This is a genomic window from Stenotrophomonas sp. PUT21, from assembly GCF_052232875.1.
In the GTDB taxonomy this organism is placed as follows: domain Bacteria; phylum Pseudomonadota; class Gammaproteobacteria; order Xanthomonadales; family Xanthomonadaceae; genus Stenotrophomonas; species Stenotrophomonas maltophilia_N.
Map to the genome: position 1 here is coordinate 2,656,598 of NZ_CP197645.1, position 20,609 is coordinate 2,677,206.

The 20,609-nt window shown below is 64.5% G+C and carries 16 protein-coding genes; 10 read left to right on the plus strand and 6 right to left on the minus strand.

All coding sequences use genetic code 11. The annotated features are described in order from the left end of the window. The first annotated feature begins 116 nt into the window (after nt 1-116). A complete protein-coding gene (locus ACTT2I_RS12245; RefSeq protein WP_421099266.1) occupies nt 117-767 on the plus strand; it encodes an SCO family protein in 651 nt (216 codons plus the stop codon). Next, nucleotides 764-1,606, plus strand: a complete 843-nt coding sequence (asd, locus tag ACTT2I_RS12250) for an archaetidylserine decarboxylase (protein WP_293983965.1) — start codon at nt 764-766, stop codon at nt 1,604-1,606. Before ACTT2I_RS12245 ends, asd begins: the two co-directional genes overlap by 4 nt. Before the next feature lie 98 nt (nt 1,607-1,704). Here the strand turns inward: asd and ACTT2I_RS12255 are convergent, their stop codons facing one another. Together ACTT2I_RS12255 and ACTT2I_RS12260 are read right to left on the minus strand one after the other, a co-directional pair. Next, nucleotides 1,705-2,046 carry a ribonuclease E inhibitor RraB gene (locus tag ACTT2I_RS12255; RefSeq protein WP_293983962.1) on the minus strand — a complete coding sequence of 114 codons (342 nt, stop codon included), beginning with the start codon at nt 2,044-2,046 and terminating at the stop codon, nt 1,705-1,707. Nucleotides 2,047-2,160: 114 nt separating this feature from the next. Further along, the gene (locus tag ACTT2I_RS12260; protein ID WP_421099265.1) at nt 2,161-3,765 is read right to left on the minus strand and encodes a transglycosylase SLT domain-containing protein; all 1,605 of its coding nucleotides are present in this window, start codon (nt 3,763-3,765) and stop codon (nt 2,161-2,163) included. 121 nt (nt 3,766-3,886) lie between these two features. Between ACTT2I_RS12260 and ACTT2I_RS12265 the strand changes: the two genes are divergently transcribed. Both ACTT2I_RS12265 and greB read left to right on the plus strand, forming a co-directional pair. After that, a complete protein-coding gene (locus tag ACTT2I_RS12265) occupies nt 3,887-5,392 on the plus strand; it encodes a helicase HerA-like domain-containing protein (protein WP_293983958.1) in 1,506 nt (501 codons plus the stop codon). A gap of 55 nt (nt 5,393-5,447) precedes the next feature. Continuing rightward, the gene (gene greB, locus ACTT2I_RS12270) at nt 5,448-5,951 is read left to right on the plus strand and encodes a transcription elongation factor GreB (protein ID WP_421099264.1); all 504 of its coding nucleotides are present in this window, start codon (nt 5,448-5,450) and stop codon (nt 5,949-5,951) included. A gap of 140 nt (nt 5,952-6,091) precedes the next feature. Here the strand turns inward: greB and ACTT2I_RS12275 are convergent, their stop codons facing one another. After that, a complete protein-coding gene (locus ACTT2I_RS12275; protein ID WP_421099413.1) occupies nt 6,092-6,922 on the minus strand; it encodes a DUF3025 domain-containing protein in 831 nt (276 codons plus the stop codon). Next, on the minus strand, nt 6,922-8,286 hold the full coding sequence (gene rimO, locus ACTT2I_RS12280; protein WP_421099263.1) for a 30S ribosomal protein S12 methylthiotransferase RimO: 1,365 nt from the start codon (nt 8,284-8,286) through the stop codon (nt 6,922-6,924). The genes ACTT2I_RS12275 and rimO overlap by 1 nt, the downstream gene beginning before the upstream one ends. A 204-nt stretch (nt 8,287-8,490) precedes the next feature. Here rimO and ACTT2I_RS12285 point away from each other — a divergent pair, with 204 nt between their 5' ends. The 3 genes from ACTT2I_RS12285 to ACTT2I_RS12295 are packed head-to-tail and all read left to right on the plus strand — an operon-like array spanning nt 8,491 to nt 9,770. Further along, nucleotides 8,491-9,168 (plus strand): dienelactone hydrolase family protein, encoded by a 678-nt coding sequence (locus tag ACTT2I_RS12285; protein WP_421099262.1) that lies wholly within the window; start codon nt 8,491-8,493, stop codon nt 9,166-9,168. Further along, a complete protein-coding gene (locus ACTT2I_RS12290; protein ID WP_088433274.1) occupies nt 9,165-9,587 on the plus strand; it encodes an HIT domain-containing protein in 423 nt (140 codons plus the stop codon). Before ACTT2I_RS12285 ends, ACTT2I_RS12290 begins: the two co-directional genes overlap by 4 nt. Nucleotides 9,588-9,602: 15 nt before the next feature. Next, nucleotides 9,603-9,770: a LiaI-LiaF-like domain-containing protein gene (locus tag ACTT2I_RS12295; RefSeq protein ID WP_019182647.1), complete on the plus strand. Its 168-nt coding sequence runs from the start codon at nt 9,603-9,605 to the stop codon at nt 9,768-9,770. 228 nt (nt 9,771-9,998) lie between these two features. Here ACTT2I_RS12295 and dcd read toward each other — a convergent pair whose 3' ends face one another. After that, a complete protein-coding gene (gene dcd / locus ACTT2I_RS12300; protein ID WP_088433273.1) occupies nt 9,999-10,571 on the minus strand; it encodes a dCTP deaminase in 573 nt (190 codons plus the stop codon). A 101-nt stretch (nt 10,572-10,672) separates the two neighbouring features. Beyond that, nucleotides 10,673-11,530, minus strand: coding sequence for an iron-sulfur cluster carrier protein ApbC (gene apbC, locus ACTT2I_RS12305; RefSeq protein WP_443096680.1), 858 nt, complete (start codon nt 11,528-11,530; stop codon nt 10,673-10,675). Between the two features lie 368 nt (nt 11,531-11,898). Between apbC and ACTT2I_RS12310 the strand changes: the two genes are divergently transcribed. From ACTT2I_RS12310 to ACTT2I_RS12320, 3 genes are all read left to right on the plus strand, one after another. Next, complete coding sequence (locus tag ACTT2I_RS12310) at nt 11,899-14,856, plus strand: TonB-dependent receptor plug domain-containing protein (RefSeq protein WP_088433271.1); 2,958 nt, start codon at nt 11,899-11,901, stop codon at nt 14,854-14,856. Nucleotides 14,857-14,899: 43 nt separating this feature from the next. Further along, nucleotides 14,900-17,299: a TonB-dependent receptor domain-containing protein gene (locus ACTT2I_RS12315; RefSeq protein ID WP_443096681.1), complete on the plus strand. Its 2,400-nt coding sequence runs from the start codon at nt 14,900-14,902 to the stop codon at nt 17,297-17,299. Nucleotides 17,300-17,702: 403 nt separating this feature from the next. Then, nucleotides 17,703-20,516, plus strand: coding sequence for a TonB-dependent receptor domain-containing protein (locus ACTT2I_RS12320; protein WP_443096682.1), 2,814 nt, complete (start codon nt 17,703-17,705; stop codon nt 20,514-20,516). Nucleotides 20,517-20,609 lie beyond the last annotated feature (93 nt).

A 20,609-nucleotide genomic window follows, 5' to 3' on the forward strand; every position in this document is an offset into this window, starting at 1 on the left:
ATAGGCGCTGGGGCGGGCCGGGGCATCCGTTGCAGTCGAAACGGGTGCGGCTGCCGCATGGGACGCCACCGCCCGCATCCCTCTATCATGGTGGCCACTTCCGGGACGGGGCCCTTATGTTCAATCGCAATGTCGGCATCATCCTGCTGATCGCCCTGGCCGCCGGGCTGGGCCTGGTCGTGGCGCAGAAGGTCTTTGCGCCCAAACCGGGCGGTGACCGCCCTGCCACCGAGTCGATCACGTTCTATCCGCAGCCGCGTCCGCTGCCGGATTTCAATCTGAGCCAGTCCGACGGCACCCGCCTGATCCCCGGCGAGCTGAAGGGCCATTGGACCCTGGTGTTCCTGGGCTTCACCTTCTGCCCGGACGTCTGCCCGACCACGCTGGCCGATCTGGCCCAGGCCCAGAAGCAGTGGGAAGCCCTGCCCGAGACGCTGCGCCCGCGGCTGGCCTTCATTTCGGTCGATCCCGAGCGCGACACCCCGGCGCGGCTGGGCGAGTACGTGCATGCGTTCCACAAGGACACGCTGGCGGCGACGGCCGATGTCCCCTCGCTGGAGCGTTTCGCCACCTCGCTGGGCTTCGTGTTCCAGAAGGTGCCGGGCAAGCAGTTCGATGAAAATCCCGAGGATTACACCCTCGAACACTCGGCCAGCCTGGCCGTGCTGGACCCGGAAGGCCGCCTGGCCGGCCTGATCCGCCCTCCTTTCCAAGCGCAGGCGATCGCCCGCGACCTGCACCTGCTGACCGAGAAATCCGCCCCATGAGTTTGATGACCACGCTGAGCTACGCCCTGCCCCACCGCCTGCTGTCGTCCCTGGCGCGCAGACTGGCGTACTCCAGCAACCCGCGGGTCTCGCGCTGGCTGATCGACACCGTAACCGCCAAGTTCGGCGTGAACCTGGCCGAAGCCGCCAACCCGGACCCGCGCAGCTACCCGACCTTCAATCAGTTCTTCACCCGCGCGTTGAAGCCGGGCGCGCGCGTGGCCGATGCCGATCCGCGCACGCTGGTGATGCCGGCCGATGGCCGGATCAGCCAGCTCGGCCAGATCGAAGACGGCCGCATCTTCCAGGCCAAGGGGCAGTCCTTCACCGCCGCCGAGCTGCTGGGTGATGCCAAGGATGCGGAGGTGTTCCACCACGGCCTGTTCGCCACCGTGTATCTCTCGCCGAAGGACTACCACCGCGTGCACATGCCGTGGACCGGCACGCTGCGCGAGACCGTGCATGTGCCGGGGCGGTTGTTCAGTGTCGGCCCGGCCGCGGTGAACAAGGTGCCGGGGCTGTTCGCCCGCAACGAGCGCCTGGTCTGCCACTTCGATACTGATTTCGGCCCGATGGTCTCGGTGATGGTCGGGGCGCTGCTGGTCTCCGGTGTGGAGACGGTGTGGGGCGGCGAGGAGATTCCGGCCTACGGCGATACGATCACGCGCAAGGATTACCGCGGCAAGGGCATCACCCTGGAACGCTTCGCGGAGATGGCGCGCTTCAATTACGGCTCGACCGTGATCGTACTGCTGCCGCCGGGTGTGGCCGAGTTCGCGCCGCATCTGGATGCCGAGCATGCGGTGCAGCTGGGCCAGGCGCTGGCCACCCTGAAGTAACCGCAGTGGGTTCGACCCCGTGATCGCCGCCCACAAAAAAACGCCCCGGCTTCCCGGGGCGTTTCTTTGTTCTGCTCGGACCGATCAGGTCCGGCCGATCAGATCTCGACCGGGCCGACGTCCATGCCGTCGTAGTCTTCCACGCCGTTCGCCTCGGCCAGCGCCTGCAGCTCATGGTTGCGGGCATCCAGCGAGGCTTCGGTGTGGACCTCGGCACGCTCCACGTGCAGCACGTGGTACGGGGCCTCGCCTTCTTCCAGGTCCGGCTCGAACACTTCCACCAGGGTGTACCCCCGTTCGACCAGCGTATCGCCCAGGCCGTGCAGCGGCTCCGGGGTCGTGTTGACGAAGAAGTAGCCCCACAGCATCGGGCCGTTGAGGTCCCAATCGGTGTTTTCACGGATGTTGGCGAACATCTCGTTGATCGCGGTGATATCCATCTGGCTGTCCTGTATGCGTGTTGCGGTGAGCGCCGGCACCTGGCCGACGCTGCGATGGATGTGCTGGGCCGGGCGGCCGCAGGCGTCATGCCGGCGAGCCTACCCGGTTATGGCTTACTTGTCGCAGCCCTGCAGCTTGATGCTCTGGCCCTGCCTGAGCGAATACGCCGGCGCCTTGAGGCCGTTGGCCCGAGCCAGGGTCGGCACGTCGCACTGGAACCTGGCGGCGATTTTGCCGAGGGTCTCGCCCTTGCCGACCTTGTAACTGCGGGCCGGCTTGGCCTTGGGCTTGGCGGCCGGGACGGCGACGGGCGCGGCCGGAGTCACCGTCGGCATGGCCTGGGCTTGGGCAACCGGGACCACGCTGCCCACCGCCACGTTGCCGGTATAGCTGACCGCCGTAGGCCGCACGATCGCTGCGTTGAGGTCGGCGGTGATGAGGGTGCGGGCCAGATCGGCGCGGGGGCCGCTGACGCAGAAGCGGTTGTAAAGACCGGCGATGCGGGTGGTCGCGTTGATGGTGGTGCCGGCCGGAATCCAGCCGTCGGCCTCATAGCGCGGGTTGAGGTTGCGCAGCGCGCGCATGTAGCCGTCACGGGTGCCGGCGCTGCCCAGGCAGATGGTCAGCTCGTAGATCGTGGTCGACTTGGCCAGGCGGATGGTGGCCGGCTGCGCGCTGATCTTCGGGAACTCCACGCCGTACTGCTGCGGGTGCAGATAGATCCACGCCGCGGCGATCACCATCGGCACGTAGTCCTTGGTCTCGCCGGGGAACTGGTTGTAGACGCTGTCGGTCCAGAAGCTCTGGCCCGGGTATTGGCGGAACACGCGGATCGCCCGGCCCTCACCGCCGTTGTAACCGGCCAGCGACAGCTCGACGCTGTTGTTGAGCTCGCGCATGCGTTCGTTGAGGTAGGTCGCGCTGGCTTCGGCGGCACTGCGTGCATCGAAACGCGTGTCGAACCCGGTGCCATCCGGGCCGAGCCCGAAACGGCGGCCGGTGGCCGGCATGAACTGCATCAGCCCGGCGGCGCCGGCGCGCGAGGAGGCATGGACGCGCCCGTTGGATTCCTTGGCCATGATGCCGAACAGCAGTGCTTCAGGCAGGCCGCGTTTTTCCCACTCCGGCCACATCACCGCCCGCAGGTTCTGGTAGTTCTCGTAGCTGGTGAGCAGCGCCGGGCGCATGTCGGTCAGCCAGCGGCGGATGCCCGCCTGCACGGCCGGGTTGTACTCGACCATGGTATCGAAGGCGTGCCGCTTGTCATTGAGCAGCGCCGCGGCGCGGGCCGCTTCGGGCACGTCGGCAGCCAATGGGCCGACATGGTCCGGGTCGGCTTCCAGCAGCGTGGCATCGGCGATGGCCGTGCCGTCCTCGCTGTCCTGCTGGCTGTCGGCATTGCTCTTGAGCAGGCGCTTGTAGGTCGGCAGCAGGTTGCTGACCTGGCAGCCCTTCTGGGCCACACAGGCGCTGATCACATCTTCCATGTCCTCCAGCGCGGCGTCGGCCTCGCTGGTGCCCTTGGGGTCGGCGTTGTTCACCAGCACCAGCGCCGCGTTGTAGCGCTTCTCGGCCGCTGTCATGCGCTGATCGAGCGCTTCCACCTTGGCCTTGTCGCGGGCGGAGACGCGCTGGGCATGGGCCTCGGGGACGAACGACAGCATCGCGGCGACCGCCAGCAACGGCCAACCACGGACAAGCAAGACAGGAACGGGCATTTTTGGCACTGTGTGCGAACGATGGGGCAGAGTAGCCGCGCCGCTTGCATCGGGGCAACCCGTCTGCCGGCCAGCCCATGCCGACGTTTAGAATCCCGCCTATTCACACTGCGAGTTGACCATGGATCCGATTCTGCTCGGCAAAGGCATCACCGACGCTATCCCCGTCACCCTGTTGCCGCGGCTGGGCAACCGCCACGGCCTGGTGGCCGGCGCGACCGGCACCGGCAAGACCGTCACCCTGATGACACTGGCCGAGGGCTTCTCGCGGATCGGCGTACCGGTGTTCCTGGCCGATGTGAAGGGTGACGTGTCCGGCCTAGCCGTGCCCGGTGCAGGCACCGACGCGCTGCTGCAGCGCGCGACCGACATCGGCGTGACCGACTACGCCCCCGCTGCCAGCCCGACCGTTTTCTGGGATCTGTACGGCAAGCTCGGCCACCCGGTACGCACCACGGTCAGTGAGATGGGCCCGACCCTGCTGGCCCGCATTCTGGAACTCAACGACACCCAGGCCGGTGTGCTGGACATCGTGTTCAAGCTCGCCGACGACCGCGGCCTGCTGCTGCTCGACCTGGATGATCTGCGCGCCCTGCTCGCCCTGGTCGCCGAAGAGCGCAAGGACATCTCCACCGAGTACGGCCTGGTCAGCGCACAGACGGTCGCCGCGATCCAGCGCTCACTGCTGCGCCTGTCGCAGGACGGCGGCGAAGCGTTCTTCGGCGAGCCTGCGCTGGAGCTGGCCGACATCATGCGGGTCAACCACGATGGCCGTGGCGTGATCGGCATCCTCGCCGCCGACCAGCTGGTGCTCAAGCCGCGCCTGTATTCGACCTTCCTGCTGTGGCTGCTCTCGGAGCTGTTCGAAACGCTGCCGGAAGTGGGCGACCTGGAGAAGCCCAAGCTGGTCTTCATCTTCGACGAGGCGCACCTGCTGTTCGATGACGCACCGCCCGCGTTGGCGCAGCGCATCGAGCAGGTGGTCCGGCTGATCCGCTCCAAGGGCGTAGGCGTGTACTTCTGCTCGCAGTTCCCGGATGACGTACCGGCCAACATCCTCGGCCAGCTTGGCAACCGCGTGCAGCACGCGCTGCGCGCTTTCACCCCGCGCGACCAGAAGGCCGTGAAGGTCGCCGCCGAAACCTTCGTGCCCAATCCGAAACTGGATGTGGCTGCCACGCTGGCCAAGCTGGGTACCGGTGAAGCGCTGGTCTCCACGCTGCAGGACAAGGGGATCCCCTCGCCCGTGCAGCAGACCCTGATCGCACCGCCGCGCTGCCGGATGGGCGCCATCACCGAGGCCGAACGTGCGCAGGTGCGCGCCGGCAGCCCGGTCGGCACCCGCTACGACACCGCGATCAACCGCGAATCCGCTGCGGAACTGCTGGCGCAGCGCGCACAGAAAACGGTCGAGCAGGCCGATGCACCGAAAGCGCGCACCCGCCAGCAGGATGAGGCGCAGGAGGGCGGCTTCGGCCAGAGCATCAAGGACGCGATCTTCGGCACCAAGCGCCGCCAGGGCATGATCGAAACCATGGCCAAGCAGACCACGCGCACCGTCGGCACCAAGCTGGGCAACCAGATCGTGCGTGGCCTGCTCGGCGGCATTTTCGGCGGAAAGCGCTGATACTTCGTGTCGCGCCGTGTGGCGCGGCACCTTTTGACGAGCACAAGCAGACCTGATGTCGCGTTGGCGTCCCCCCGCGGAAAAAAGCACGGCCCTGATCACCGCACAGGGCCACCAGCGGCTGAAGACCGAACTGGACGAGTTGTGGCGGCACAAGCGCCCGGAGGTAGTGAAGGCCCTGGCCGCAGCCGCCGCGGAAGGCGACCGCTCCGAGAATGCCGAGTACACCTACCGCAAGAAGCAGCTGGGCGAGATCGACCGGCGCGTGCGCTACCTGACCAAGCGCCTGGAGGCGCTGCGCATCGTCGATACCGCCCCCACCGATCCGAACGCGGTGTTCTTCGGCGCGACGGTCGAGCTGGAGAACATCGACTCGGGCGATATCCATGTGTATCGCATCGTCGGCCCGGACGAGACCAATGCCGGTGCCGGCTGGATCAGCATCGACTCGCCCCTGGCCCGCGCGTTGCTGAAGAAGCGCGTAGACGATGAGTTCGAGGTGGAGCTGCCCAGCGGCCGGCATGGGTTCGCGATCCTGTCGGTGGCGTATCCAGGCTGACGGCCAGTGCATACCTGAGTGACGTGGATCTGTACGTGACGCTGGTAACCAGCGGGAGCAGCGCCACGCCATGCGTGAATTGCGCCCAGCATGGCCACCCGGCGTGCTACCAGATGCACGTCATCACTGCAGCCGCCGAATCACTCCAGCGCTGGGGGATACACGCGCCCCGGGCGCAACGGGCGGAAGTATTCGGCTCGCGCATAGAAGGCCTGCTCCTGCCGCGCGTGCCAGCCGGGAATCCCCGCCAATGGCAATGGCCGCAGCTCCAGGGGGTCATCAAGCAGACCACCGTCCGCGATGGCCTGCGCCACCGCCGCGACCGCTCTGGCATCGTCATCGCCCTGTACCAGCACGCACTTGCCGACCAGCAGGCGGTCCGGCAGCAGGGCCTGCTCCAGCAGCGCATGCCCGATCACCGCCGCGACGCCGATATCACCGTTGCACCAGCTCCCTGCTCCGCCCACGAACAGCGCCGGCCAGTCGTGCCGGTCCCATGCGCCCAGCAGCGCTGGATCACGCACACGCACGATCACGCCGGTCTCGTCGAACTGGGTCAGTGCGGCCTGCGCACGGTTGCGCTGCCCCGGCGCCATCGTCGCGATGTGCCGGCATTGCTGCCGGTTGAGCGCGCGCTTGATAGCGGGGTAACGCGCCCAGATCAGGGCGTTGAACAGGTCATGCCAATTGTCCGCACGCGTGGCGATCCGGCCGCGCTCGGCGATGCGCGTTTCGTAATGCAGGCCGTCGGCCAGCAACGCCTCGTTCTGCTCGGCCAGATGCTTGCCTGGCAACGCCAGGCGCGCGTCGAGCGCTGCGATGCTGGGCCAGTCGGGTGCCACCATCAGGTCCTGGAACCCGCCCAGCCCCGCATAGATCGGCTGTGCAAAGCAGGCCGCCTCCACCACGTTGCGCGGCGGTGCGATGAAGCGGCGTCGACCGCCAGTATCGGCAGTCGACGCCGATACGATCACAGTACCTGCAGATCGAACGGCTTGCGCGCTTCGGCGGCGAGGATCGCGTCGCCGAACAGATCGTGATCGTCGCTCTCGGTGATCTCCACATCGACGAACTGCCCCACGCGCAGCTTGGCTTCCTCGGCGTTCTGGATATGCACCAGACCGTCGATCTCCGGCGCATCGGCCTTCGAACGGGCCACCGCGATACCGTCTTCGATGGCATCGACCAGGCACTGCTGCACGGTGCCGATCTTACCCTCCAGACGCGCGGCGGAAATCTCCGCCTGGCGCTCCATGAAGCGGGCCAGACGCTCCTGCTTCACTTCTTCGGGCACTGCACCGGGCAGATCGTTGGCGGTGGCGCCAGTGACCGGCGAGTAGGCGAACGCGCCCACGCGATCCAGTTGCGCCTCGTCCAGGAAGCTGAGCAGCTCCTCGAACTCGGCATCGGTCTCGCCTGGGAAGCCGACGATGAAGGTCGAGCGCACGGTGATGTCCGGGCAGAGCTGACGCCAGCGCTGCACGCGCTCCAGGGTCTTGTCGACCGCGCCCGGGCGCTTCATCAGCTTGAGGATGCGCGGGCTGGCGTGCTGGAACGGGATATCCAGGTACGGCAGGATCCGGTTCTCGGCCATCAGCGGCACGATCTCGTCCACGTGCGGGTACGGGTAGACGTAATGCATGCGGGTCCAAGCGTCCAGCTCGGAGAGGCCTTCGCACAGCGCCTTCAGGCGGGTCTGGTAGGCCTTGTCGCGCCACATGCGCTCGGCGTACTTCACATCCACGCCATAGGCCGAGGTGTCCTGGGAAACCACCAGCAATTCCTTGACGCCACCGCGCACCAGCCGCTCGGCTTCACGCAGCACCTCATCCACCGGGCGCGAGACCAGCTTGCCGCGCATCGAGGGGATGATGCAGAAGCTGCACGTGTGGTTGCAGCCTTCGGAAATCTTCAGATAGGCGTAATGGCGCGGGGTCAGTTTGATGCCGTAATCGGGCACCAGGTCCACGAAGGGATCGTGCTTGGGCGGCAGTGCGGCGTGCACGGCCTCCATCACGCTCATGTAGTCCTGCGGGCCGGAGACCGCCAACACGTTCGGGTAGGCCTCGCGGATCTGCTCCGGGCGCTTGCCCAGACAGCCGGTGACGATCACCTTGCCGTTGGCGTTCATCGCCTCGCCGATCGCATCCAGCGACTCGGTCACGGCCGAATCGATGAAGCCGCAGGTGTTGACCACCACCACGTCGGCCGAGTCGTAGGAGGGAACGATGTCGTAGCCCTCGGACCGCAACTGGGTGAGGATGCGCTCGGAATCGACAAGGGCCTTCGGGCAGCCAAGGCTGACGAAGCCGACTTTGGGGTTCAGCTGGGACATGGATCGCAAGGACTCTGGGGGCCTGGGCCCATGCCGGAATGGCGTGGGGACCTGGGGCCGGAAACGGCGGCAAGTATACCGGCGTTCAGCCCGCGCCCCTGAACCGGATCGGGCCGATCCCGCCAGATACGGCACGTCCGCTGACATCGCGCTAACCCGCGCGAGGCCGATAATGAATGCCTGAACCAACTGGAGTCTCGCACCATGGGTGAGTGGGTCACGCTCGATACGCATTACGGACCGGTCCGCGCCTGGCAGGCAACGCCGGAAGGCAAGCCGCGCGGGGGCCTGGTGGTGATCCAGGAGATCTTCGGCGCCAACCCGCACATCCGCGCGGTGGCCGATGACTACGCCGCCAAGGGCTATGCGGTGCTGGCCCCCTCGTTCTTCGACCTGGCCGACTCGGCCCCGGACGGGAGCGAACCGCCGGAACTGCCCTACGACAGCGATGGCGTGGCCGCCGGCCTGCAGATGGTCGACGAGCTCGGCGTGGAAAAGGCGCTGGAGATCGTCCGCGCCGCCGCATCGCGACTGGCCCCGGCCGGCAAGGTCGGCACGGTGGGCTACTGCTGGGGCGGCAGCATCGCCCTGCTCTGCGCACTGCGCCTGGGCCTGCCCTCGGTCAGCTATTACGGCGCCCGCAACGTGAAGTACCTGGACGAGACGCCCAAGGCCCCGGTCATGTTCCACTTCGGCGCACAGGACAAGAGCATCCCAGCGGAGGCCATCAAGGCCCACCGCGAGAAGCTGCCGCAGATGGCCACGTTCGTCTACCCCGCCGATCACGCCTTCAACCGCAGCGTCGGACATGCGTATGATCCAGACAGCGCCCACCTGGCGCTGGAACGCACCCTGGACTTCTTTGCGGAGCATCTTGGATGAGCGAGTTCGAACTGGATTCACGCCTGGCCACCGATAGCGTACTGGTAGCAGAAGGGCCGTTGTCGCAAGTGCGATTGATGAACGATGAAAGGTATCCCTGGCTGATCCTGGTCCCGCGCCTGAGTGGCGTGACCGAATGGATCGACCTGGACGGCGAGCAGCAGGACAAGCTGCGCACCGAATTGAACCGGGCATGCAAGGCGCTCAAAGGCACCGATGGGGTCGAGAAGATCAACATCGGCTCGCTGGGCAATATCGTGCGCCAGCTGCATTTCCATGTGATCGGCCGCCATGTCGGCGATCCGGCATGGCCGGGCCCGGTATGGGGCCAGGGGCAGGCGCACCGTTTTGATCCGCAGGTGCTGGCCGAGCGTGTCGCACTCTGGAAGGAACGGCTAGGATATTCGCCCCAGCCCTAGCGGACCCTGCCCCTGATGCGTTCCAACCTTGTCGCCGCCATCGTCCTGATCCTCGTCGGCCTGTTCCTGCTGGCCAGCAATCTGGGCTGGACCAACATGAACATGGGGAAGCTGATCCTCACCTGGTGGCCGGTCGTGCTGGTGGCCGTTGGTATCGGCCTGCTGTTCGGCCGCGGCAAGTAGAGCGGACCGTTGGTCCGCTGCTTTTCGGTCCGCTGCTTTTGGTCACCACCCCGCACGTCGGACCAAGCCACAAAAAAAAAGCGCGGAGTACTCCGCGCTTTTTTGTGGTCGCCCCTTGATGGGTAACGGTAACCGCAGAAGCAGCCGACCAACGGTCGGCTCTACCGGGCGCGGACGCGGCAGCACGCCCGGGGATCGATCAGGTGCGCCGCGCCACCCGCGTGATCATCAGGTGCGCGGCAGTGTGACGCCGGTCTGGCCCTGGTACTTGCCGCCGCGATCCTTGTACGAGGTTTCGCAGATATCGTCCTTGTCAGCCTGGAAGAACAGCATCTGCGCCACGCCTTCATTGGCGTAGATGCGCGCCGGCAGCGGCGTGGTGTTGCTGAATTCCAGGGTGACGTGGCCTTCCCACTCCGGCTCCAGCGGGGTCACGTTGACGATGATGCCGCAGCGCGCGTAGGTGCTTTTGCCCAGGCACACCACCAGCGTGTCGCGCGGGATGCGGAAGTACTCCACGGTGCGCGCCAGCGCGAAGCTGTTGGGCGGGATGATGCACTCGTCGCCGACGATGTCCACGAAGCTGCCCGGGTCGAAGTGCTTCGGGTCCACGATGGTGGAGTTGATGTTGGTGAACACCTTGAACTCGCGCGAGCAACGGACGTCGTAGCCGTAGCTGGAGGTGCCGTAGCTGACGATGCGCTGGCCGTTGGCCTGCTTGACCTGGCCGGCTTCGAACGGCTCGATCATGCCCTGCTGCTCGGCCATCTGACGGATCCAGCGGTCACTCTTGATGCTCATGTAAGGGGGTCCTGGGCTGCGCCGGTTCGGGCCCGCCATTATGCCGCAGCCCCCCCTGCCCCGGCACGCGTAGGCGGAGCCGCGGCGGCGACCGCCCCGGCTCAGATCAGCGAGGACAGGATCGGAATGCTGGCCCGCGGCCGCTTGGCCACTTCCTCGATCAGCCGCGCGGCCGCGCGCAGATAGGCCTGGGCGGCCGAGGATTCCGGCGCGGCGGCCGTAATCGGCGTGCCGGCATCACCCTGCTCGCGGATGCCGATCTCCAGCGGCAGCGACCCCAGCAGCGGCACCCCGTACTGGGCGGCCATGCGCTCGCCACCGCCCTCGCCGAACAGGTGTTCCACCTGGCCGCAGTTGCTGCAGGTATGTACGGCCATGTTCTCGACGATGCCCAGCACCGGCACCTCGACCTTCTCGAACATCTTCAGCGCCTTCTTCGCATCCAGCGTGGCGATGTCCTGCGGCGTGGTGACGATCACCGCGCCGGCCAGCGGAATCTTCTGGGTCAGCGTCAACTGGATGTCGCCGGTACCCGGCGGCAGATCGATCAGCAGGTAATCCAGGTCGTCCCACAGCGTGTCATTGAAGAACTGCGTCATCGCCGAGGTCGCCATCGGACCGCGCCAGATCATCGGCGTCTCGTCCTCGATCAGGTAACCGATCGACATGGTCTCCACCCCGAACGCGCGCATCGGCTCGATCGACTTGTTGTCCGGACTCTCCGGGCGGCCGCTCAGGCCAAGCATGGCGGGCACGCTGGGGCCGTAGATATCGGCATCCAGCAGGCCCACGCGCGCGCCGAGCCTGGCCAGCGCGACCGCCAGGTTGACCGCCGTGGTGGACTTGCCGACGCCCCCTTTTCCCGAGCCCACGGCAATCACGTTGCGGACGCGCGGATGGGGCGAGAGCCCCTTCTGCACCTGGCTGGCGTGGGGACGACGGGGCTGGCTGGTACTCACTGCGGGGGGCTCCGGAAATGGGATCTGGGAACAGATCACTATACAAGCTACGACACGGTCCAACAGCGCATACAGTCAGGAGGCCGGTCCGGACGGATAGCAGTCAAATTTCACGCACTTCTGAACAAAACGGCCATTCACATTCCGCTCAGAGAAACAAATTCCGCAAAGCCAAATGTGAGTAAGTGCCTGTAATCAATGAGATGTTGCGCGACAACATGTCTCATTTCCATTGAGGTTGTGACGAAAACATGTGCAATTCGTTAACGCTGTGTTACGTTCGAGTGAGAGCACGGAATGCTCATGAACGTCACCGTAACGGACTCAGGGAAGAGGGACATGTACATTATTCAGTGGGGATCCAAAAGATGAATCAACGTTTTGCGCCTTCGCGCCATCCGCTCACCTGCGCCTTGATGGCTGGCCTGATGGCCGTCGGCGCCGCTCCTGTCATGGCACAGGAAGCAGGCAGCGCTACGACCGAGCTGGATAAAGTCACCGTTACCGGCTCGCGCATCGCACGTACCGGCTTCGTCACGCCGTCGCCGGTCACCGCGATCACTGCCGAAGAAATCCGCACCACGGGCGCGCTGAACATCGGCGACCTGATGACCAAGATGCCGCAGTTGACCCCGACGTACACGCTCGGCAACTCGACCCGCTTCATCGGCACCGCGGGTCTGGGCCAACTCGACCTTCGCGGCATGGGCCCGTCCCGAACCCTCGTGCTGGTCAATGGCCGCCGTCACGTTGGCTCAAGCCCGGGCTCGACCTCGGTCGATGTCAATACCATCCCGGTCGAATGGATCGAACGCGTTGAAGTAATCACCGGTGGCGCCTCGGCCGTTTACGGTGCCGACGCCGTCGCCGGCGTGGTCAACTTCATCATGAAGAAGAAGTTCGACGGCTTCGAGCTGCGCGGCCAGACCGGCATGGCCGACGAAGGCAGCTTCGGCCGCTCGTTCGTCAGCTTCTCCGGCGGCAGCGACTTCGCCGACGGCCGCGGCAGCGCTGCCATTGCCATGGAATACAGCACCCAGGATCGCTTTGGTCGCGGTGACCGTGCCATCGGCCGCGAATACCTGACCTCGATTCCCAACCCGAACTACGACAAGAGCCAGCCGTCGAGCGAGCGCAATCCGGAAACCATCCTCAGTGGTCCGGGTGGCAATCATGCTCTGTCCTATGGCGGCACATTCACGCTGGGCGCGTTCAACGGCAATAACCGTTACGTGTTCAATCCGGATGGCACCTTCCGCAAGAACCGCTACGACGGTGTGATCGTCAGCGCCAACACCTGTACGGATTGCGATTTCGCCGACCTCAACGCCGTGGCGGACCTGGAGCCGGCGTTTGATCGCTTCAGCTTCAACACCGTCGTCAACTTCGACCTGAACGATAATCACCGTCTGTTCTTCGAAGGCAAGTACAGCAAAACGGAGTCGGAGTTCTTCGGTCAGCCGACCTTCGACCAGGTGGGCACCGCCCGCGCGTTGCGCATCCGTCGGGACAATGCCTATGTGACGCCGGAACTGGGCGCCCTCATGGACGCCAACGGCCTGAGCACGCTGCAGCTTTCGCGCTTCAACGTGGATGCAGGCCGTCGTGGCGAGCAGGTTGAACGTGCTACTTCGCGTGCCGTGATCGGCTTGGAAGGCATGTTTGGCGACAACTGGACCTACGAGGCCTCGGCCAACTACGGCCAGACTGTCATCGACCGCATCAACCTGAACAACCGCATCGAAGAGCGCTGGCAGGCGGGCCTGGACGCTGTGATCGATCCGTCCACCGGTCAGGTCACCTGCCGCACCACGCTGAACCCCCTGGCGATCAACCCGTACACTGGCAAGCCCTATTCGGCCTCGCTGGTTGCCGGCTGCATTCCCTTCAACGTGATGGGCAATGGCCAGATCAGCCCGGAAGCTGCAGCGTGGTTCAATACCAACTCGCTCAATCAGTCCAAGCTGAAGCAGCAGGTGCTAAGCGCGTCCGTCGCCAATGGTTCGCTGTTCTCGCTGCCGGCCGGTGATGTAGGCATCGCCGCAGGCGTGGAGTACCGCAAGGAACAGAGCCAGGAAAACACCGACCCGATGTCGGCGGCCGGCCTGACCTTCCTCAACGCGATCCCGAGCCGCGGTGGTGAGTACGACGTCAAGGAAGTATTCGTGGAAACCACCGTGCCGCTGCTGGCCGACCTGCCGGGCATCAACCGGCTGAGCATGGACTTGGCCGGTCGCTTCTCGGACTACAGCACCATCGGCTCGACCAAGACCTGGAACGTGGGCCTGGACTGGGAAATCCTGTCTTCGCTGCGCTTCCGTGGCACCTTGGCCAAGGCTGTGCGCGCGCCGAGCATCGGCGAACTGTTCAATCCGCAGTCTGAAAACTTTGCAACGGTCAATGATCCCTGCAACACGCTGAGCACCAACAGCAACCGTCCGAGCACCGCCAAGGATCCGGCCCTGCGCGCCGCCAACTGCGCCGCTCTGGGCATTCCGGCCAACTGGATCGACACCTACACGGCAACCCGTCCAGGTGTCAGCGGTGGCAATCCGGACCTGAAGCCGGAACGCTCCAAGTCGGTCTCAATGGGCTTCGTGTGGCAGCCGGAATTCATCGAAGGCTTCGGCATGTCGATCGATTACTGGCGCATCACGCTGGAAGACGCGATCGGCTCGGTCACCGCGCAGACCAATGCAACCCGCTGCGTTGACTCCCCCGGCGGAATCCAGAACAACTCGTTCTGCGACATGATCACCCGCGCGGACGGCAACGCAGGAACCCCGTATAGCATCATTCGTTGGGTTGCACTGCAGGAGAACCTGGCCAAGTCGCGTCGTGTCGGCGTCGACCTGGAAATGGACTACCGCTTCAGCCTGCTCGGTGGCCAGACCACCATGCGCCTGGTTGGTACCCGCCTGATCCAGTCGCGCGAGTGGGCCTTCCAGGCCTTCCCGAACGAGTACAGCGAATACGTGACCTCCTTCACCGATCCGCGCTGGCGCGGTCAGTTCAACACGACCTGGAAGCGGGATGCATTCCGCGCGTCGTGGGACATGAGCTATGTGGACGGCAACCTTCGCGTTACCCCGGACAGCTACAACTCCAACCCCGGCTCGCAGAGCCCGATCCGCAACCCGTCGTACACGTACCATAACTTCCAGTTCGGCTACACGATTCCGGACACCGGCCTGGACGTGTATGTGGGCTTGAACAACGCGTTTGACAAGGATCCGCCGGCGAACTACTTCGGCGCTGATCTGGGCACCGCCTACTACGATTCGATCGGTCGTTACATGTACATGGGCCTCACCTACAAGTTCTGATCCATCCAGAACGCAAGACCAACAAGCCCGGCAACTGCCGGGCTTGTTTCGTTTCAGCCCCCACCGCCAGGTCCTCTCCGTCCCGGACCCGACGCAGGGCTCAAGGAACCAGTCCTCCCTGTACGGCTCGGACGCGATCGCCGGCGTGGTGAACATCATCCTGAAAGAGCGGATGGACGGCAGCGTGCTCAACGTGCGCGGCGGCACCTACACCGAAGGCGGCGGCAGCACCTTCCGCGTGAGCGGGGCAACCGGCTTCAACAGTGCCGATGACCGCCTCAACGTGCTGGTCAATGCCCAGCTCGAATCGAGCAACCCGATCTGGGGCTACCAGCGCGACGTCACCAGGACCACCAATGGCAAGGGCTATACCGCCCAGGTGCCGACCAACGATTTCCTGGTCGTCAATCCGGCCGCCGGCAACGCCTACCTGATGATGGATCCGAACCTGTGCGCCAACGTCGCCGGGCAGTTCGGCGGTACCACCGTGCTCGGCACGCGTGCGGCCGGCCAGTCCTGCGGCTCGATCTACAGCCCGGGCTACAAGACCGTCAAGAACGGCAAGGACAGCGCGCAGGTCTACAGCTCGTTCACCTTCGACGTCAACGACCGCCTGCAGCTGTTCGGCGACGTGCTGTACAGCTACGAGGACGTCAAGTACGCCACCGGCTCCAACTACACCTGGTGGGGCACGGCCTCCGGTTACGGTCGCTTCTGGGATCAGACCAGCGGCCAGTGGATGAACCTGCAGCGCGCCTTCGCACCGGAAGACATCAGTGCCAACGGCTACAAGGACATCCTCAACACCGACCGCAACAAGGCCTACCAGGTGACCCTGGGTGGCCGCGGCACGTTGGGCAACTGGGATTACAGCGCCAGTTTCACCCGCGGCGAGTACAAGCTGACCGAGCGCAACTTCGTGCGCTGGGCCGACCCGATCAACAACTACTTTGAAGAACACGTGCTGGGCCCGCAACTCGGCACCCGCAGCGGCTACGCCGTGTTTGCACCGAACTGGGAGGCTTTCTATGCGCCGATCCCCGCCGGTGATTTCGCCACTTTCACCGGTTATACCGAGAGCCAGAGCCGCACCTGGCAGAACCCGGGGCGCTTCCAGCTCACCAACGGCACGCTGTTCTCGCTGCCGGGCGGTGATGCCGGTTTCGCCGTCGTCGCCGAAGCCCGCAGCGAAGGCTGGGACTACACTCCGGATGAGCGCCTGATGGATGGCAGCGTGTGGGGCACCACCGCAGTCGCCGGTGCCGGCCACCGGAGCAATTACTCGCTGACCTCCGAACTGCGCCTGCCGCTGCTCGATTCGCTGACCGTCACCGGCTCGGGCCGCTATGACGCGTTCAAGATCGGTGACAGCACCGTCGACAAGGCCACCTACAGCGTCGGCGTCGAGTTCCGCCCGATCGAGAGCCTGCTGTTCCGTGGCAAGTACGGCACCGCATTCCGCGCGCCCAGCCTGTCCGATGCCTTCCAGGGCCTGAGCGGCTACTACGCCAACGGCGCCACCGACTATTACCGTTGCGGCCAGGCAGGTTACGCCCCGACCGACACCACCGGTTGTGCGTATGACAGCGTCTCGGTGTTCGGCCAGCGCGCCGGCAACCCGGACCTGGAGCCGATCACCGCCGATGTATGGAATGCCGGCGCGGTCTGGGCACCGCTGAACAATCTGTCCTTCTCGGTCGATTACTACAACTGGAAGATCAAGAACGAAGTCGACACGCTGAGCTCTGACCAGCTGCTGTTGGCCGAGTACTACTGCCGCAATGGTCTGGTCAACAACACCTCGGCCAGCTGCGACAACGTCAACGAATGGATCACCCGTGATGCGTCCGGCGTGCTGGATGAGATCTACACCCCGAAGATGAACGTGGCCAGCCAGAACCTGCAGGCCATCACCGCCAGTGCCAAGTACGTGCAGGAACTGGGTCGTTTCGGTGCGCTGCAGTTCTCCACCAACTACACCAACATGATCAAGCGCGAGCTGCAGCCGCAGCCGGGCGATGAGTATCTGGACCTGCTGCGCGATCCGTACAACATGTGGATCTACGATTCCTACGCGAAGGTGCGCGCGGACGGGTCGCTGGCCTGGGCTTTGGACAAGTGGACCACCACGCTGTACTTCAACTACGTCGGCAAGACCCCGAACTACCTGGCCTATGCCGGCAACGGCTATGACTACGTGCATCCCTCGGGCGCCAAGGCCGGCAAGTGGGGTTCCTACACCACCTATAACCTGAGCGTGAATTACCGCGCGGCGGAGAACATGACCTTCTCGGTCATGGTCAACAACGTGTTCAACAAGATGCCCGACAACCAGGCGAGCAACTACCCGGGCACCTCGGGTACGCCTTACAACAATTACTTCTACAACATCTACGGTCGTGCGGTGTATGTGCAGGCCAAGTACGAGTTCGGCGCCAAGTAATTCCTGCCGGTGAGATGACTCACAGAGCCCCGCCGCAAGGCGGGGCTTTTTCATGTCGGGCCACCTTCATCCGGAATGCGGCAGGCGATTTAATCTCACTTGTTAATGACCGGCGTATTCAGCGTTTGCTCATGATTCAAACATGAATAAATTTTCATGGTTCGGCAGATGATTGTTTTTCAACACCTTTCACACCAAGTTGTTTTTTCACGCGCATCGCGGATGACCATTCAGCGTATTTCACGTTAAGCGTGTGTTACGTTCGCCGCACACCGGCTCCAACTGAACGAAAAATAAAACGTCCAAGGATGGTCACACAGCCATGGGACCGGTCACCGTTGAACGCCATCAAGACGTCCCACGGAAGGGAAAGCCACGACATCACCACTACACGGGGTTACACATGTCTCGCCAAGGTAATTCGATCTCGCGCCATCCGCTTGCCGCCGCCGTCCTCACCGGCCTGCTGCTCACCAGCGCCACCGTCTTCGCGCAGGACAACGCCGCCACCAATCTCGACCGCGTCACCGTCACCGGGTCCCTGATCCCGCAGACCGAGATCGAGAACCACACACCGGTGCTGACCGTCACCGCCGAAGACATCCAGACCCGCGGCTTCACCAGCATTTCCGAGGTGCTGCAGCAGTCCTCGCTGACCACCGGTGGCCTGCAGGGCGGCCAGACTGCCGCCTCGTTCACCCAGGGCGCTGAAGCGGCCGGCATGTTCGGTCTGGACCCGGGCTACACCAAGTACCTGATCAACGGCCGGCCGATGCTGCAGTATCCGGCGCTTTATAACGGCAGCGACGCCTTCAACAACCTCAGCGGCATTCCGATCGACATCGTCGAGCGCATCGAAATCCTGCCCGGCGGCCAGTCCTCGCTGTACGGCTCGGACGCCATTGCCGGCGTGGTCAACATCATCCTGAAAGAACGCATGGAAGGCGGCGTACTGAACGTCCGCGGCGGCGCCACCACCGAAGGCGGCGGGAACAACATCCGCGTCAGCGGCGCCAAGGGCTTCAACAGCGCCGATGACCGCTTCAATGCACTGGTCAACGTGCAGTACGAAAAGAGCAATCCGATCTGGGGCTACCAGCGCGATCTGACCCGCACCAACAACCGCGTCGGTTACAGCGCGCAGGTGCCGGCCAATGATTTCCTGGTCTATCTGCCCGCCGATAACAATGCGTTCGTGATGATGGATCCGACCCGTTGCGCCAGCGTCGCCGGCCAGTTCGGCGGCACCACCGTGCTGGGCACCCGCGCGGCCGGCGAGTCCTGCGGTTCGGCCTACGGCGCCGGCTACCGCACGCTGAAGAACGACAAGGAGAGCAGCCAGTTCTATAGCTCGATGACGTTCGATGTGAACGACAACTTCACCCTGTTCGCCGATGCGCTGTACAGCTTGGAAGAGGTCAAGTACACGCCGGGTTCGGGTTACACGTTCTGGGGCAGCGACCTGAGTTTCGGCGCGTTCTATGACCAGGACACCGATCAGTACATGAACCTGCAGCGCGCGTTCGCGCCTGAGGACATCGGGCCGAACGGCTACAAGGACATCCTCAACACCGACCGCAACAAGGCCTACCAGGTCACGCTGGGCGGACGCGGCACTTTCGGCAACTGGGATTACAGCGCCAGCTTCAGCCGTGGCGAATACAAGCTCACCGAGCGCGGCTTCGTGCGCTGGGCCGATGACATTGACAGCTACTTCGAAAACCGCGTGCTCGGCCCCGTGCTGGGCACCACCGATGACGGCTACAACATCTACAGCCCGAACTGGGGCGCGTTCTATTCGCAGCTGCCGGCCGGCGATTTCCAGAGCTTCACCGGCTATACCTACAACCAGAGCAAGACCTGGCAGAACCTGGGCCGCTTCCAGATCACCAACGGCTCGCTGTTCACCCTGCCCGGTGGCGATGCAGGCTTCGCCGTGGTGGCTGAAGCCGGCAGCGAAGGCTGGGACTACCGTCCGGACGAACGCTTGATGGACGGCAGCGTGTGGGGCACCACCTCGGTGGCCGGTAATGGCCATCGCAGCAACTACGCGGTGACCTCCGAACTGCGCCTGCCGCTGATCGACTCGCTGACCGTTACCGGCTCGGGTCGCTACGACGCCTACAAGATCGCCGACAACACCGTCGACAAGGCCACCTACAGCGTCGGCGTGGAGTTCCGTCCGATCGAAAGCCTGCTGTTCCGTGGCAAGTACGGCACCGCGTTCCGTGCGCCGACCCTGCCCGACGCCTTCCAGGGCGAGAGCGGTTACTACGCCAACGGCGCGGTCGATTACTACCGTTGCGGCCAGCTCGGCTACGCCCCGGCCGATACCCTCGCCTGCCCGTACGGCAACGAGTCGGTGTTCGGCGTGCAGGCCGGCAATACGGAACTGGAACCGATCACCGCCGATGTCTGGAATGCCGGTGTGGTCTGGGCACCGATGAACAACCTCTCGGTCTCGGTGGACTACTACAACTGGAAGATCGACAACGAAGTCGACACCCTGAGCTCGGACCAGCTGCTGCGCGCGGAATACTACTGCCGCAATGGCCAGGGCAACCCGACCTCGGCCAGCTGCGAGAACGTCGCCGACTGGATCACCCGCGATGCCGCCGGCAACATCGAGCAGATCTTCACGCCCAAGCTCAACGTCGCGCGCCAGAACCTGCAGGCCCTGACGGCCAGCTTCAAGTACGTGCAGGACATCGGCCGCTTCGGCTCGCTGCAGTTCGCCAGCAACTACACCAACATCCTCAAGCGCGAGCTGCAGCCGCAGCCGGGCGACGACTATCTGGATCTGCTGCGCGACCCGTATGCGATGTGGTACTACGACGCCTACGCCAAGGTCCGTACCGACGGTTCGGTGGGCTGGGCCAAGGACCGATGGATCACCACGCTGTACTTCAACTACATCGGCAAGACGCCGAACTACATGTCCTACCTGGGCGAGAGCTTCGACTACGTCCACCCGTCCGGTTACAAAGCCGGCAAGTGGGGCTCGTACACCACCTACAACCTGAGCGTGAACTACCGGGCACTGGACAACCTGACCCTGTCGCTGATGGTCAACAACGTGTTCAACAAGATGCCCGACGGCCAGGCCCACAGCTACGCCGGCAACATCGCCTCGCCGTACAACAGCAGCATCTACAACCCGTACGGTCGGGCGGTGTATGTGCAGGCCAAGTACGATTTCGGCACCAAGACCAACTAAGCCGAACCCGGGATGACACCCCCAGGCCCCGCCGCAAGGCGGGGCTTTTCCTTGGCCATTCCGGGCCGGGGCCACGTCCGCAGTTGACCGGAT

Coding starts and splice junctions, on each gene's coding strand:
- ACTT2I_RS12245 (WP_421099266.1), top strand. CDS start 117: ATGTTCAATCGCAATGTCGGCATCATCCTGCTGATCGCCCTGGCCGCC.
- asd (WP_293983965.1), top strand. CDS start 764: ATGAGTTTGATGACCACGCTGAGCTACGCCCTGCCCCACCGCCTGCTG.
- ACTT2I_RS12255 (WP_293983962.1), bottom strand. CDS start 2,046: ATGGATATCACCGCGATCAACGAGATGTTCGCCAACATCCGTGAAAAC.
- ACTT2I_RS12260 (WP_421099265.1), bottom strand. CDS start 3,765: ATGCCCGTTCCTGTCTTGCTTGTCCGTGGTTGGCCGTTGCTGGCGGTC.
- ACTT2I_RS12265 (WP_293983958.1), top strand. CDS start 3,887: ATGGATCCGATTCTGCTCGGCAAAGGCATCACCGACGCTATCCCCGTC.
- greB (WP_421099264.1), top strand. CDS start 5,448: ATGTCGCGTTGGCGTCCCCCCGCGGAAAAAAGCACGGCCCTGATCACC.
- rimO (WP_421099263.1), bottom strand. CDS start 8,286: ATGTCCCAGCTGAACCCCAAAGTCGGCTTCGTCAGCCTTGGCTGCCCG.
- ACTT2I_RS12285 (WP_421099262.1), top strand. CDS start 8,491: ATGGGTGAGTGGGTCACGCTCGATACGCATTACGGACCGGTCCGCGCC.
- ACTT2I_RS12290 (WP_088433274.1), top strand. CDS start 9,165: ATGAGCGAGTTCGAACTGGATTCACGCCTGGCCACCGATAGCGTACTG.
- ACTT2I_RS12295 (WP_019182647.1), top strand. CDS start 9,603: ATGCGTTCCAACCTTGTCGCCGCCATCGTCCTGATCCTCGTCGGCCTG.
- dcd (WP_088433273.1), bottom strand. CDS start 10,571: ATGAGCATCAAGAGTGACCGCTGGATCCGTCAGATGGCCGAGCAGCAG.
- ACTT2I_RS12310 (WP_088433271.1), top strand. CDS start 11,899: ATGAATCAACGTTTTGCGCCTTCGCGCCATCCGCTCACCTGCGCCTTG.
- ACTT2I_RS12320 (WP_443096682.1), top strand. CDS start 17,703: ATGTCTCGCCAAGGTAATTCGATCTCGCGCCATCCGCTTGCCGCCGCC.